Source organism: Amycolatopsis sp. NPDC051045 (assembly GCF_040682955.1).
Lineage (GTDB): Bacteria > Actinomycetota > Actinomycetes > Mycobacteriales > Pseudonocardiaceae > Amycolatopsis.
In genome coordinates, this window is the sequence record NZ_JBFBCC010000001.1 from 191,810 (window position 1) to 204,590 (window position 12,781).

14 protein-coding genes and 1 pseudogene are annotated in these 12,781 nt (G+C 72.4%); 9 read left to right on the forward strand and 6 right to left on the reverse strand.

What is annotated here, in order from left to right; translation table 11 throughout:
• Positions 1–122: 122 nt before the first annotated feature.
• Complete coding sequence (locus AB0M80_RS00885) at positions 123–1,175, forward strand: chitinase (protein WP_364557003.1); 1,053 nt, start codon at positions 123–125, stop codon at positions 1,173–1,175.
• A 4-nt stretch (positions 1,176–1,179) separates the two neighbouring features.
• On the opposite strand, the gene AB0M80_RS00890 is transcribed toward AB0M80_RS00885, so the two are convergent.
• The gene (locus AB0M80_RS00890; RefSeq protein WP_364557006.1) at positions 1,180–1,980 is read right to left on the reverse strand and encodes a DUF3152 domain-containing protein; all 801 of its coding nucleotides are present in this window, start codon (positions 1,978–1,980) and stop codon (positions 1,180–1,182) included.
• 137 nt (positions 1,981–2,117) lie between these two features.
• The gene (gene dapE / locus AB0M80_RS00895; RefSeq protein WP_364557008.1) at positions 2,118–3,188 is read right to left on the reverse strand and encodes a succinyl-diaminopimelate desuccinylase; all 1,071 of its coding nucleotides are present in this window, start codon (positions 3,186–3,188) and stop codon (positions 2,118–2,120) included.
• Between the two features lie 44 nt (positions 3,189–3,232).
• Between dapE and AB0M80_RS00900 the strand changes: the two genes are divergently transcribed.
• The 3 genes and pseudogenes from AB0M80_RS00900 to AB0M80_RS00910 form a co-directional block, all read left to right on the forward strand.
• Positions 3,233–3,643, forward strand: a complete 411-nt coding sequence (locus AB0M80_RS00900; RefSeq protein WP_364558516.1) for a hypothetical protein — start codon at positions 3,233–3,235, stop codon at positions 3,641–3,643.
• Positions 3,644–3,671: 28 nt separating this feature from the next.
• Complete coding sequence (gene dapD / locus AB0M80_RS00905) at positions 3,672–4,655, forward strand: 2,3,4,5-tetrahydropyridine-2,6-dicarboxylate N-succinyltransferase (protein WP_364557010.1); 984 nt, start codon at positions 3,672–3,674, stop codon at positions 4,653–4,655.
• Positions 4,656–4,774: 119 nt separating this feature from the next.
• Positions 4,775–5,239, forward strand: a pseudogene (locus AB0M80_RS00910) (CHAD domain-containing protein); the annotation flags it as partial.
• Positions 5,240–5,243: 4 nt separating this feature from the next.
• Here the strand turns inward: AB0M80_RS00910 and AB0M80_RS00915 are convergent.
• Positions 5,244–6,656, reverse strand: a complete 1,413-nt coding sequence (locus AB0M80_RS00915; RefSeq protein WP_364557012.1) for an FAD-dependent monooxygenase — start codon at positions 6,654–6,656, stop codon at positions 5,244–5,246.
• 81 nt (positions 6,657–6,737) lie between these two features.
• On the opposite strand from AB0M80_RS00915, the gene AB0M80_RS00920 reads away from it, so the two are divergent.
• Positions 6,738–7,355, forward strand: coding sequence for a TetR/AcrR family transcriptional regulator (locus AB0M80_RS00920; protein WP_364557015.1), 618 nt, complete (start codon positions 6,738–6,740; stop codon positions 7,353–7,355).
• Here the strand turns inward: AB0M80_RS00920 and dapC are convergent.
• From dapC to AB0M80_RS00935, 3 genes are all read right to left on the reverse strand, one after another.
• Positions 7,349–8,440 (reverse strand): succinyldiaminopimelate transaminase, encoded by a 1,092-nt coding sequence (gene dapC, locus AB0M80_RS00925; protein WP_364557017.1) that lies wholly within the window; start codon positions 8,438–8,440, stop codon positions 7,349–7,351. The genes AB0M80_RS00920 and dapC overlap by 7 nt on opposite strands.
• Positions 8,437–8,757: a ferredoxin gene (gene fdxA / locus AB0M80_RS00930; protein WP_003083029.1), complete on the reverse strand. Its 321-nt coding sequence runs from the start codon at positions 8,755–8,757 to the stop codon at positions 8,437–8,439. The genes dapC and fdxA overlap by 4 nt, the downstream gene beginning before the upstream one ends.
• A 109-nt stretch (positions 8,758–8,866) precedes the next feature.
• The gene (locus AB0M80_RS00935; protein ID WP_364557020.1) at positions 8,867–9,049 is read right to left on the reverse strand and encodes a hypothetical protein; all 183 of its coding nucleotides are present in this window, start codon (positions 9,047–9,049) and stop codon (positions 8,867–8,869) included.
• Between the two features lie 58 nt (positions 9,050–9,107).
• Between AB0M80_RS00935 and AB0M80_RS00940 the strand changes: the two genes are divergently transcribed.
• From AB0M80_RS00940 to AB0M80_RS00955, 4 genes are read left to right on the forward strand one after another with little or no spacing between them, the layout of a single operon-like run.
• Positions 9,108–9,887, forward strand: a complete 780-nt coding sequence (locus tag AB0M80_RS00940; RefSeq protein ID WP_364557022.1) for a GNAT family N-acetyltransferase — start codon at positions 9,108–9,110, stop codon at positions 9,885–9,887.
• Entirely contained in the window at positions 9,884–10,882 is a 999-nt protein-coding gene (gene cofD, locus AB0M80_RS00945) for a 2-phospho-L-lactate transferase (RefSeq protein ID WP_364557025.1), read from the forward strand. Before AB0M80_RS00940 ends, cofD begins: the two co-directional genes overlap by 4 nt.
• Positions 10,866–12,212 carry a coenzyme F420-0:L-glutamate ligase gene (locus tag AB0M80_RS00950; RefSeq protein WP_364557028.1) on the forward strand — a complete coding sequence of 449 codons (1,347 nt, stop codon included), beginning with the start codon at positions 10,866–10,868 and terminating at the stop codon, positions 12,210–12,212. The genes cofD and AB0M80_RS00950 overlap by 17 nt, the downstream gene beginning before the upstream one ends.
• Positions 12,209–12,754 (forward strand): NUDIX hydrolase, encoded by a 546-nt coding sequence (locus tag AB0M80_RS00955; RefSeq protein ID WP_364557031.1) that lies wholly within the window; start codon positions 12,209–12,211, stop codon positions 12,752–12,754. The genes AB0M80_RS00950 and AB0M80_RS00955 overlap by 4 nt, the downstream gene beginning before the upstream one ends.
• Positions 12,755–12,781 lie beyond the last annotated feature (27 nt).

Sequence of the window (12,781 nt, forward strand, 5' to 3'; positions counted from 1 at the left end):
AGGGGGAAGTGCCGCCCCCGGCAATTTGTCTAGACCACCCGATCGTAGGTAGTCACCCCTTCCCGGCGCCACTTATGTTGGACGGACACGCCGCGTTCGCCTCAACGACGATGGGAGCCGGTATGTCCGGTCGCAGAACCCGCTGGTTCGGAACCCTTCTGGCCGCGGTCTTGGCCGTCCCGCTGCTCGTGCCGGCCCCCGCGCAGGGGGCGGTGCAAGCCGACACGTGCGCGGTGAAATCCCGGCCCGCGGGCAAGGTCCTCCAGGGGTACTGGGAGAACTGGGACGGCGCCGCGAACGGCGTGCACCCCGGGATGGGCTGGGTGCCGATCACCGACAGCCGCATGGCGCAGCACGGCTACAACGTCGTCAACGCCGCCTTCCCGGTGATCCGGTCCGACGGGACCGTGCTGTGGGAGAACGGGATGGACGCCGGCGTCAAGGTGTCCACGCCCGCCGAGATGTGCGCGGCGAAGGCCGCGGGGGCCACGATCCTGCTGTCGATCGGCGGCGCGGCCGCCGGGATCGACCTGTCGTCGTCCGCGGTGGCCGACCGGTTCGTCGCCACGGTCGTGCCGATCCTGCAGCAGTACAACTTCGACGGGATCGACATCGACATCGAGACCGGGCTCACCGGCAGCGGGAACATCAAGACGCTCTCGGCGTCGCAGTCGAACCTGATCCGCATCATCGACGGCGTGCTCGCGCGGATGCCGTCGAACTTCGGGCTGACGATGGCGCCCGAAACCGCGTACGTGACCGGCGGCAGCATCACCTACGGCTCGATCTGGGGCGCGTACCTGCCGATCGTCAAGAAGTACGCGGACAACGGCCGGCTGTGGTGGCTGAACATGCAGTACTACAACGGAAGCATGTACGGCTGCTCCGGCGACTCGTACCAGGCCGGGACCGTGCAGGGCTTCACCGTGCAGACGCAGTGCCTGAACCAGGGCCTGGTCGTGCAGGGCACGACGATCCGCGTGCCCTACGACAAGCAGGTCCCCGGCCTGCCCGCCCAGCCGGGTGCGGGCGGCGGGTACCTGTCGCCGAGCCTGGTTTCCCAGGCGTGGCGCTCGGTTCCGGGCCTGAAGGGCCTGATGGACTGGTCGATCAACTGGGACGGCTCGAAGGGCTGGACGTTCGGGAACAACGTCAAGTCCCTGCAGGGCCGGTAAGCGCTCAGGAGTCGCCCGCCGGGATCGGGTCGTCGTACTCGCCCGGCGGGCCCGCGTACGCGCGGCCGTCCGGGAACGGCCACGGGTTCGGGACGCAGCCGTGCAGCCCCAGCGTCTGCTGCTCCATCACCGGCGCCGGTCGTCCCGCGCCGGGGCACAGCTCGTGGCCCTGGCCCAGCCGGTGCCCGGTCTCGTGGGTCACCATGTACTGCCGGTAGACCTCCAGCGGCGCGCCGTAGTTCGGCACGGCGTTGGCCCAGCGGGCGACGTTGAGCACGACGTTGCTGCCGTTGCGGCAGGAGGTGTAGCTGTCCGGCGTGCCGCCGCACAGCTTGTCTCGGCTGGCCGGCGTCGCCAGGTAGATCGTGAAGTCGGCGCTGTCGGCCGGGCCGACCTGCTGCAGCCGCCATTGACCGCCGGCGGTCCAGCCCCGCGGGTCGCCGAGGATGGCCCGGATGCGGCGGGCGAAGTCGGCGGGCCCGACGCCGTCGATGTCGGTCTCCACAGCGATCCGGTAGCGCAGCAGCCTGCCGCGGCTCCCGGCCACTTCGTCGTTGCCCGGGGTGAACATCCACTGGCCGGACCCGGTCCGCGGGAAGGTGATGGCGACCTCGACGGGCGCGGCCGGCACCACGGGCTCCCGCTCGGCCGGCGGCGGCGGGACCGAGGTGGCGTCACCGATGTCCGTGACGATCGGACCGGCCGCCGGCGCGGCGACGGGCTGCTGCTCACAGCCGGCCACGGCCCCGCACACCGCCAGGGCGAGCACGGCGACGGCCGCGGCCCGTCTCGCGGTTTTCGGCATGGGTCCTCCCCGGGTGCGCGGTTTCACCAGGACATACGGACCGCGGCCGGGAAAAGTTGCGGTGAGTCCCGGTAGCGCAGCGTCACCGCAGTTCAGCACACCCGAGTGTGACGACAGCCACAAACGGGCGCTGGGACTCAGGTCAGGAACTTGCGGAGCACGTCGGTGACCTGGCGGATCTCGGCGGCCCGGACGTTCTCCTGCTTCGTGTGCGCCAGCGTCGGGTCGCCCGGGCCGAAGTTCACCGCCGGCATGCCCCGCGCCGCGAACCGGGCGACGTCGGTCCAGCCCAGCTTCGCCGCCGCGCGGCCGCCCGCCGCCGCCACCAGTTCCGCCGCCGCGGGGGCGGACAGGCCCGGCAGCGCGCCCGGCGAGAGGTCCACAACGGACAGCTCGAAACCGTCGAACACCTCGCGCAGGTGCCGCTCGGCCGCCGCAGCGTCGCGGTCCGGGGCGAAGCGGTGGTTCACCGTCAGCACCGCTTCGTCCGGGACGACGTTGCCCGCCACCCCGCCGCCGATCGAAGTCGCCTGGAGGCCTTCGCGGTAGGTCAGCCCGTCGATGTCGACGGTCCGCGGCGAGTACTCCGCCAGCCGCCGCAGCGGCTCGGCGAGCGCGTGGATCGCGTTCTCCCCCATCCACGCCCGCGCGGTGTGCGCGCGCGTCCCGGTGCAGCGCAGTTCGACGCGCATGGTGCCCTGGCAGCCGGCTTCGATCACGCCGTTCGACGGCTCGCCGACGATCGCCAGGTCACCGGCCAGCCACTCCGGCAGCTCGCGCTCGATCCGGCCGAGGCCGTTCTTGACCGCTTCGACCTCTTCGTTGTCGTAGAAGACGAAGGTGACGTCGTGCTTCGGCTCCGGCAGCGTCGCGGCGAGGTGCAGGAAAACCGCGTCACCGCCCTTCATGTCGACCGTGCCGAGGCCGTGCAGGATCTCTTCGTCGCCGGTGCCTTCGCGCCGGGAAGGGAGGTTGCCGTTCTCCGGCACGGTGTCCAGGTGCCCGGCGAGCACGACCCGCGCTTCGCGGCCGAGGTTCGTCCGCGCGAGGACGGCGTCGCCGTTGCGGACGACCTCGAGGTGCGGCGCCTGCGCCCGCAACGCGTCCTGCACCGCGGTCGCGAGCTCGGCCTCGGCGCCGGACACGCTGAAGACGTCCACCAGCGCCGCGGTCAGGTCCACCGGGTCGGCGTGCAGGTCCAGGCTCATGCCCCGCACGCTACCGTGGGGGTGTGCGTAGGTTTCCGGTCGCCGTGGGCGGCGCGTTGCTGGTCCTGGTCCTGTCCGGCTGCGGGAACGAAGCCGGGCCGGCCCCCAAGCGGCAGGCCGGCGAGCCCGGCCCGGACGCGCTCCCGACGAAGCTGGCCGCGCTGACCGTGGACCAGTGCTACGCGAGCCCGCGCACCCAGCTGCCGAAGGGCTGTGAGAAGTACGTCACGGAGGTCGCCAACGTGCCGGGCGCGGCCCGCAAGCGCGCGAACGACCGCGACCCGCAGCTGGTCACCGAAGCCGGCCGGGTGGAGCAGGCCGTCGGGGAGTTCCGCGGCGCGGGCTGCACCACCGTCCCGGCCGCGGGCGGCCCCTGCTCGCAGGCGCTGGTCGACATCGCCGCCGCGCTCTCGGGCCTGAAGAAGCAGGTAGACGCGCGGCCCACGAGTGGTTGATCCGCGTCACTCCACTACGGTGAAGGCCGTGAGCGAGCAGAGCCCGAACCCCGAAACGACCGGCGCCAGCGGCGTCGGGCTGGCCACCGTCGCGACCGACGGGACGGTCCTCGACACCTGGTACCCGCACCCCAAGCTGACTGACGGCGGCACCGCCGGCACCGAGCGCCTGAGCGCGGCCGAGGCCACCGAGCTGCTCGGCGAGGCCGCCGCGGCGCTGCTCGGCCCGGACACCGACCGCGGGGTCGAGGTCGTCGCCGTGCGCACCACGATCGGCAAGCTCGCCGACGCCCCGGCCGACACGCACGACCTCTACCTGCGGCTGCACCTGCTCTCGCACCGGCTGGTCCGCCCGCACGGCCAGAACCTCGACGGCATCTTCGGCCTGCTGGCCAACGTCGTGTGGACCAACCACGGCCCGTGCCCGGTCGAGGGCTTCGAGACGACCCGGCTGCGGCTGCGCTCGCGCGGCGCGGTGACCGTTTACAGCGTCGACAAGTTCCCGCGGATGGTCGACTACGTCCTGCCGTCCGGGGTCCGGATCGGCGACGCCGACCGCGTCCGGCTCGGCGCGCACCTGGCGGCCGGCACGACCGTGATGCACGAAGGGTTCGTCAACTTCAACGCCGGCACGCTCGGCGCGTCGATGGTCGAGGGCCGGATCTCGGCCGGCGTGGTCGTCGGCGACGGCTCGGACGTCGGCGGCGGCGCGTCGATCATGGGCACGCTCTCGGGCGGCGGCAAGGAGACGATCTCCCTCGGCGAGCGCTGCCTGATCGGCGCGAACGGCGGCGTCGGGATCTCGCTGGGCGACGACACGGTCGTCGAGGCGGGGCTGTACGTCACGGCGGGCACGAAGGTCGTCGTCGAGGGCAAGGTCGTCAAGGCCCGCGAGCTCAACGGCATCTCGGGCGCGGTCTTCCGGCGCAACTCGGCGACGGGCGCGGTCGAGGTCGTGCCGCGGACCGGCTCCGGCGTCGAGCTCAACGCGGCGCTGCACGCCAACGACTGAGTCCGCCCACGTCTGAGTCCAAAGTCCGTGAATGCCACCTTCACAGCTTCGAAGTCCGTGAAGGTGGCATTCACGGCTTCAGGCGGGATTGTTCCGGTCACTCACCATTCAGGGGGTGAGACCTGCACCAGATGCGCGTCGCCCTGCGGCGGATGCGCAGCGTGCTGAAGCTGTCCGGGAGGCTGGTCGGCGACGGCGCCGAGCCGGTGCGCGCGGAGCTGGGCTGGCTCGGCCAGTCGCCCGGCGAGGTGCGCGACTACGACGTCCTGATCGGGCACCTGCGCGAGGTCATCGCCGGCTTCGAGGTCCGCGACCAGGCCGCCGGCCGCCGTCTGGTGTCGAAGTTCGTCAGCGAGCGCGCCACGGCGAAGCGGCGGCTGTCCAGCGCGCGGTATTCGACCCTGCTGCGCGAGGTCAGCCTGCTGACGCGCTCGTCCGCCGAGGTGCCCGACGAGCCGCACGACCTGATCGCCGGACTGGCGAAGCCGCGGCGCAGGCTGGCCAAGGCGGTCCGCGCCCTGTCCGCGGCCTGGCGGGGAGCTTGGGAAGCGGTGGACACCGCCGCCAAAGCCCTCCACGCCTGACCGTTCAGGTCATCGACCACACGTACCCGTCCGGGCGAATCAGCACCCGCCGCCCACCGTCCGCCTCGTAAGCCGCGTACGCGTGGCCGCCGTCGTCGACCAGGTCCGGGCCCGTCGCGACGCTGCCCGCCGGCAGGATCCGGTAGCCGTTCTCACCCACCGCGCCGTCGCCGAAGACCAGTTCCGTCGCGTGCGGGCCGCGGAACAGCTCGAACAGCCGGACGCGCTTGCCGTTCGCGTCGAGCAGGGGTGCGTCCGGGGCGCGGTCGCCCGGCTGCAGCGCACCGGTTCCGGCCGGCGACAGCGGGCCGCCGCGGTAGCTGATGTCCAGCTGCCGGGTGTCCTCGCCGCGCTCGTGCGCGTCCTCGTCCCCGTCGACGTACTTCTGCATCAGCGCGGTCGAAACCCCGAGCACGCGGGCCGCGACGGTCCGCCGTTCGGCATCGTAGCTGTCGAGCAGCTCCGGTGCGCCGTCGGCGAGCTTCCAGCCGAGGTTGTAGCCGTCCTGGACGCCGGTGTTGAGTCCCTGGCCGCCGGTCGGCGGGTGGACGTGCGCGGCGTCGCCGGCCAGGAAGACCCGGCCCTCGCGGAACTTCGCCGCCAGCCGGACGTTCGGCCGCCACACCGTCGACCAGGCCAGATCCGACAGCGTGATCCCGCCGCCGGAGAGCGCGTCGAGCCGGGCCTGGATCGCCGGCAGCGCCGTCTCGGCCTCGACGTCGCCATCGCCGAGCGCCGAGGCGAACTGGAACCACGGCGTACCCGGCAGCGGGCTGAACATCATGCCGCGCATCGGGTCGTCCGGCGCGCCGAACCAGTGCCCGAAGCCGCGGTCGAGGCCCTCGGCGTGGACGTCGCCGAGCAGCATCCGGATCGACTCGTCGGTGCTCCCCTCGAACGGGATCCCCAGCGCCTTGCGCACGAAGCTCTTGCCGCCGTCGGCCCCGGCCAGGTACGCGGCACGGATGGTCTCGCCGGTGCTCAGGGTGGCTGTGACGCCGTCGGCGTCCTGCTCGAAGGCGGTCAGCGCGGTCGCGAGCTCGACGTGCACGCCGAACTCCGCCAGCCGGTCGCGCAGGATGCCCTCGGTCTGCGACTGGCCGAGGAACCAGCCGGTCGGGTACGGCTTGTCCGGCGTCGGCTCCACGGGGTCGAACATCATCCGCTCGCCGGCCACCTCGCCGCCGACGTGGATCTTCATCGGGACCGGCGCGGCCCCCGCCGCCAGCACCGCGTCGAGCACGCCGAGGTCCTCGAAGACCTCCAGCGTGCGCGGCTGCATGCCGTCGCCGCGTGAGCCCATGAAAAACGTCTCCGCCTTGTCGATGATCCGCACGGCGACGTCGCGCCGCGCCAGCTCGATGGCCAGGGTCAGCCCGGTCGGTCCCGCCCCCGCGATCAGCACCCGTGTGTCCATGTCACCCTCCTGGTGAATTCAAATTCAGTGAATCTTAATTCAGAATGGCGCTGCTAGCGTCCCGTGTCAAGGGAGGTGGCGATGACGGCGACGAGCCGCAAGGAGAAGGCCACGGAGACCGAGAGCGCGCTCAAGGCCGCGGCCAAGCGCGTTTTCGCCCGGAAGGGCTACCTGAACACGAAGATCACGGACATCACCGCCGAAGCGGGCCGGGCCGCGGGGTCGTTCTACAACCACTTCGCGAGCAAGGAGGAGTTGCTCGAAGCGCTCCTGGCCGACATCGGGGCGTCCGGCGACGAGAGCGCGCACCGCGAGGGCCACCTGACCGACTTCAGCGACCCCGCGGCCGTGCGCTGGCACGTCAAGCAGTACTGGGACTTCTACCGGGACAACGCCGCGACCATGCTGGCCCTGCGCCAGGCGGCGATGGTCAGCGAGTCGTTCGCGCGCACGGTGGCGCAGTTCGGGGCGTCCCAGGCGGCCGACCTTGACGACCACCTCGCCCACATCACCCGCGCCGGCCTGCGGCTGCCGGCGGACCCCGGCCGCTGCGGCATGCTGATGTACAACCTCGTCGACTCGTTCGCGGCGACGTGGCTGCACGGCTCGCCCGCGGGCTGGACCCCGCCGACCGACGAAGAAGCCGTCGAGTTGCTCACCCGGTTCGTCTACCGGGGCCTCACCGGCCGCGACTACTGAGTGAGCCGCTCCACGGCGGCGTCGACGCGCTCGTCCGTCGCGGTCAGCGCGACTCGGACGTGCCGGCCGCCCTTAGGGCCGTAGAACGTGCCGGGCGCGACCAGGATCCCGCGCTCGGCCAGCCACTGGACCGTCGCGGTGGCGGCTTCGTCACGGGTGACCCAGAGGTAGAGCCCGGCTTCGGAGTGGTCGACGCGGAAGCCGTTGTCCAGCAACGCCTTCCGCAGAACCAGCCGACGGCGGGCGTAGCGCTCGCGCTGGGCGGCCAGTGCCTCGTCGTCGGTCAGGGCGGCGACCATCGCTTCCTGGACCGGGCGCGGCACGATCATGCCCGCGTGCTTGCGGACCTCCAGCAACCGCGCGATCAGGCGGGGGTCACCGGTCAGGAACCCGGCGCGGTAGCTGGCCAGGTTGGCCGACTTCGACAGCGAGTGCACCCCGATCAGCCCGTCGGTCCGGCCGTCGCAGACGTCCGGGTGCAGCACCGACAGCGGGTCGGTCTCCCAGCCGAGCGCCAGGTAGCACTCGTCGGAGACCACGACGACGTCACGCTCGCGCGCCCACTCGACGACCTTGCGCAAGTGTTCGACCGGCAGCACCTGGCCGGTCGGGTTGGACGGCGAGTTCAGCCAGATCATCGCCGGCTTCTGCGGGCCGAGCGCGGTCAGGCCGTCGGTCCGCAGGATGGACGCGCCCGCCAGCAGCGCGCCGACCTCGTACGTCGGGTACGCCAGCTCCGGGATGACGACGACGTCGCCGGGCCCGAAGCCGAGCAGCCGCGGCAGCCAGGCCACGGCCTCCTTGGACCCGATCGTCGGCAGCACGGCGTCCGGCTCGATGCCGTCCACCCCGTGCCGCCGCGAGAGCGCCGCGCGGGCGGCTTCCCGCAGGGCCGGGATGCCGTGCGTGGTCGGGTACCCGGGGATCTCCGAGACCGACGCGAGCGCCTCCCGGATCTTGACCGGGACCGGGTCGACCGGGGTGCCGATGGAGAGGTCGACGACCCCGCCGGGATGCGCCTGCGCCGTGGCCCTGACCTCGGCGAGCGAATCCCAGGGGAAGTCGGGCAGCGCGACCGGGCTCATTCGCCCTGCGGGGGCAGCGCCTTGATGAAGGCCGGGTCGTGGGCCGTCTTGCCGACCTTGGACGCACCGCCGGGCGAGCCCAGCTCGTCGAAGAAGTCGACGTTCGCCTTGGTGTAGTCCGACCAGTTGTCCGGGACGTCGTCCTCGTAGTAGATCGCCTCGACCGGGCAGACCGGTTCGCAGGCGCCGCAGTCGACACACTCGTCCGGGTGGATGTACAGCATCCGCTCGCCCTCGTAGATGCAGTCCACGGGGCACTCGTCGATACACGCCTTGTCGAGCACGTCGACGCAGGGCTCGGCGATCACGTAGGTCACTGCGTACTCCTGCTTTTCTCTGCAAACAGCCAGTCGGGGCCGACACTACGCGGTTCGGGCACCCGTTCGGTCGGTGAGGCAAGCCTTAGCCATACTCCGGGTATGGCGCTCACCCCGGCCGGCGGCGCGGGGCCGGGGTGGCCCGGGCGTCGCCGGTGATGACGAAGCGCGGCTTGGGCGCTTCGTCTGGGTCACTTTCGGGCTTCTTCTCCCCCACGGCTCGGTTGAACCCCTCGGCGATCTCGTCGACGAGCTTCTCGTTGTGCCGCTCGTCCTTGCGCTGGATACCCACGGTCACCTCCTGCCGAAATCCGCTCCGCGACTTTCACCGCCTCGGTCACAATCTAGCGGTGAACGCCCGAGAAAGGCTCGAAACCACCTGCAGCAGAGCATGGCCGCCACTGGTCGAGGAACCCCTAGGTGAGTGGTGTCTGCGCTGGGCGGACGGGTTCACCGGCCGCGCGAACAGCGCACTTGCCGTCGGCGACCCCGGCCGACCGGTCGGCGACGCCCTGCGCGCGGCGTGTGACTTCGCCCACGATAGGGGGATCGCCCCCATGGTCCAGGTGGTCCGGGACAGCCCGAACGAGCACGCCATCGCCACCGCGGGGTGGGTCCCGGCCACCGGGCACGGCGCCGGCCACGAGGTGGCCGTCCTCACCGCACCCCTCGGCAACCGGCACTTTCCCGTGGAAGTGCCACCCCCGGGTGGGCGCTTTCCCGTGAGGGTGCCGGACGAGCCGGTGCCCGGATGGTGGGAACTCGTGCTGCGCCCGGGCGAGGACTCCCCCGCCGCGCGGCAGGTCCTGGCCGGCGGGAAGATCGGCTACGGGATCGCGGAGGTCGACGGCCGCACCGCCGGCGTCGTCCGCGCGGCCCTGGTCGACGACTGGCTGCACGTCGGGCGGCTCGAGGTCGCCCCCGCCTTCCGCCGCCGCGGGCTGGCGTCGGCGCTGATGGGCGCCGTGGGGGCCTGGGGCGCGGAACACGGGGCGGACCGCGCGGTGTTGCAGGTGGCGGAGGGGAACTCGGGCGCGCTCGCGCTCTACGCGGGGCTCGGCTACGCCCCGCACCACAGATACCGGTACTGGGTGCCCGCACCCGGCTCGTGCGAGGATTCGACGTCGTGAAGATCGTGGTAGTGGTCGGTGGAGTGGGCGGGGCCCGTTTCCTGCTGGGTGTCAAGGCGGCGTTGGGTATGCCCGCCGAAGGGTCGGCGGACTCGCCGCACGAGGTGACGGCGCTGGTGAACACCGGCGACGACGTCTGGATGCACGGGTTGCGGATCTGTCCCGACCTGGACACCTGCATGTACACCCTGGGTGGCGGGATCGACGAAGAACGCGGCTGGGGGCACTCGGGCGAGACGTGGGTCGTCAAGGAGGAGCTGGCCGCCTACGGCGCCGAGCCGACCTGGTTCGGCCTCGGCGACAAGGACATCGCCACCCACCTGATCCGGTCGCGGATGCTGCGCGCGGGCTACCCGCTGTCGGCGGTGACCGAAGCCCTGTGCGACCGCTGGCAGCCCGGCGTCCGGCTGCTGCCGATGTCCGACGACCGCGTCGAGACGCACGTCGTGATCGACGACCCGGAGCAGGACGGCCAGCAGAAGGCCGTCCACTTCCAGGAGTGGTGGGTGCGCTACCGCGCCGAGCCGAAGGCGCACTCGATCGTCGCGGTCGGCAACGACGAGGCCAAGCCCGCGCCGGGCGTCCTGGAGGCGATCTCCGGGGCCGACGCGGTGCTGTTCGCGCCGTCGAACCCGGTCGTCTCGGTGGGCACCGTGCTGGGCGTGCCGGGGGTCCGGGACGCGTTGCGCAAGACGTCTGCCGGCGTCGTCGGGGTGTCGCCGATCATCGGCGGCAAGGCGCTGCGCGGGATGGCCGACGCGTGCCTGACCGCGATCGGCGTCGAGACGTCCGCGGAGGCGGTGGGCCGGCACTACGGCGCGCGCAAGGACGGCGGCGTGCTCGACGGCTGGCTGATCGCGGAAGGCGAACCGGCGGACGTGCCGGGCGTGACCGTCCGCGACGTGCCGCTGCTGATGTCCGATGTGGACGCGACCGCGGCGATGGCCCGCGCCGCCCTCGACCTGGCTGGAGCCCCCGTTGACCAACACCGCTGACCACGCTTCCCCGAAGCTGGAGATCCTCCCCGTCACCGGGCTGCCCGAGTTCCGGCCGGGCGACGACCTGACCGGCGCGATCGTGGCCGCCGCGCCGTGGCTGCGCTCGGGTGACGTCCTGGTCGTGACCAGCAAGATCGTCTCGAAGGCCGAAGGCAGGCTCGTGAAGGTGCCTTCGGACCCCGAAGCCCGCGACGCCGAGCGCCGGAAGCTCGTCGAGCAGGAGGCCGTGCGGATCGTCGCGCGGATCGGGCGGACGGTGATCACCCAGAACCCGCTCGGCATCGTGCAGGCCGCGTCCGGGATCGACGCGTCCAATGTGGCCGGTGACGAGGTCGCTCTGCTGCCCGCCGACCCGGACGCCTCGGCGCTGGCGCTGCGCAACGGGCTGCGGGAGCGGCTCGGCGTCGAGGTCGCCGTCGTCGTGACCGACACCATGGGGCGGGCCTGGCGGGTCGGGCAGACCGACGCCGCCATCGGTTCGTCCGGGCTGCGCGTGCTGCACGCCTACCGCGGGACGGTCGACGGGCAGGGCAACGAGCTCGCCGTCACCGAGGTCGCCGTCGCCGACGAGCTCGCCGCGGCCGCCGACCTGGTCAAGGGCAAGCTGGGCGGGACGCCGGCCGCGGTCGTGCGCGGGCTGTTCCTCGAGGACGACGGTTCGACGGCGCGGGACCTGGTCCGCCCGCTGGAGGAGGACCTCTTCCGGCTGGGCACGAACGAAGCCATCGCCCAGGGCAGGCGCGAAGCCGTCCCGGCCCGGCGTTCGGTGCGGCAGTTCGCCGACGAGCCGGTCTCGCCCACCTCGATCCGGCGGGCCGTCGGCTCGGCGCTGACCGCGCCCGCGCCGCACCACACGCACCCCGTGCGGTTCGTCTGGCTGCGCGACGCCGGCGTCCGGAAGAAGCTGCTCGACGCGATGCGCGAGTCGTGGCAGGCCGACCTGACCGGCGACGATTTCACGCCGGAGCAGATCGCGAAGCGGCTCAGCCGGGGCGACATCCTGTACCGGGCTCCGGAAGTCGTCATCCCGTTCCTGGTGCCGGACGGCGCGCACACCTACCGCGACGACCGCCGCAACGAGTGCGAGAAGACGATGTTCACCGTCGCCGGCGGCGCCGCGGTGCAGGGCCTGCTGGTCGCGCTGGCCGCGGAAGGCCTGGGTTCGTGCTGGATCGGGTCGACGATCTTCGCCGCCGACGTCGTCCGCGACGTCCTGGGGCTGGACGAACGCTGGCAGCCGCTCGGCTCGGTCGCCATCGGGGTGCCGCTCACCGAGCCGGACCCGCGTGGGCCGGCCCTGGCCGGGGAAGGACTGCTGGAGCTGTGAGCCTGCACGCGGACGCCGTCGCGACGCTGGAGTCGTGGCGGCCTGCGGCCGCTTCCCAGGAGTCGCTGCGCCAGGCGTTCCTCGGGTACCTGGCCGCGCGGGAGGACAGTTGCCAGCGGTCCTGCGCGGCCGGGCACCTGACGGCGTCGGCGGTGGTTCTGGACCACACCGGCACGCGGGTGCTGCTGACCCTGCACCCGCGGGTCGGGCGGTGGCTGCAGCTCGGCGGCCACTGCGAGCCTTCGGACGCGTCACTGGCCGGGGCCGCGCTGCGGGAGGCCACCGAGGAGTCGGGCATCGACGGGCTGCGGCTTTCCCCGGAGCCGGTGCACCTCGACGTCCACCCGATCACGTGCTCGCTCGGGGTGCCGACCCGGCACTTCGACGTCCGGTTCGCGGTGCACGCGCCCCCCGGGGCGGAGCCGGTGCGCAGTGCCGAGTCCGACGACCTCCGGTGGTGGCCGGCGGACGCGCTCCCGGCCGGCTCGGAGGATCTCGCCGATCTGGTGAAAGCGGCCGTTCCTGTCGGTGCCGGGCACTAACCTGGACCGCGGACAGGGAGGGACCAC

Coding starts and splice junctions, on each gene's coding strand:
- AB0M80_RS00885 (WP_364557003.1), top strand. CDS start 123: ATGTCCGGTCGCAGAACCCGCTGGTTCGGAACCCTTCTGGCCGCGGTC.
- AB0M80_RS00890 (WP_364557006.1), bottom strand. CDS start 1,980: ATGCCGAAAACCGCGAGACGGGCCGCGGCCGTCGCCGTGCTCGCCCTG.
- dapE (WP_364557008.1), bottom strand. CDS start 3,188: ATGAGCCTGGACCTGCACGCCGACCCGGTGGACCTGACCGCGGCGCTG.
- AB0M80_RS00915 (WP_364557012.1), bottom strand. CDS start 6,656: ATGGACACACGGGTGCTGATCGCGGGGGCGGGACCGACCGGGCTGACC.
- AB0M80_RS00920 (WP_364557015.1), top strand. CDS start 6,738: ATGACGGCGACGAGCCGCAAGGAGAAGGCCACGGAGACCGAGAGCGCG.
- dapC (WP_364557017.1), bottom strand. CDS start 8,440: ATGAGCCCGGTCGCGCTGCCCGACTTCCCCTGGGATTCGCTCGCCGAG.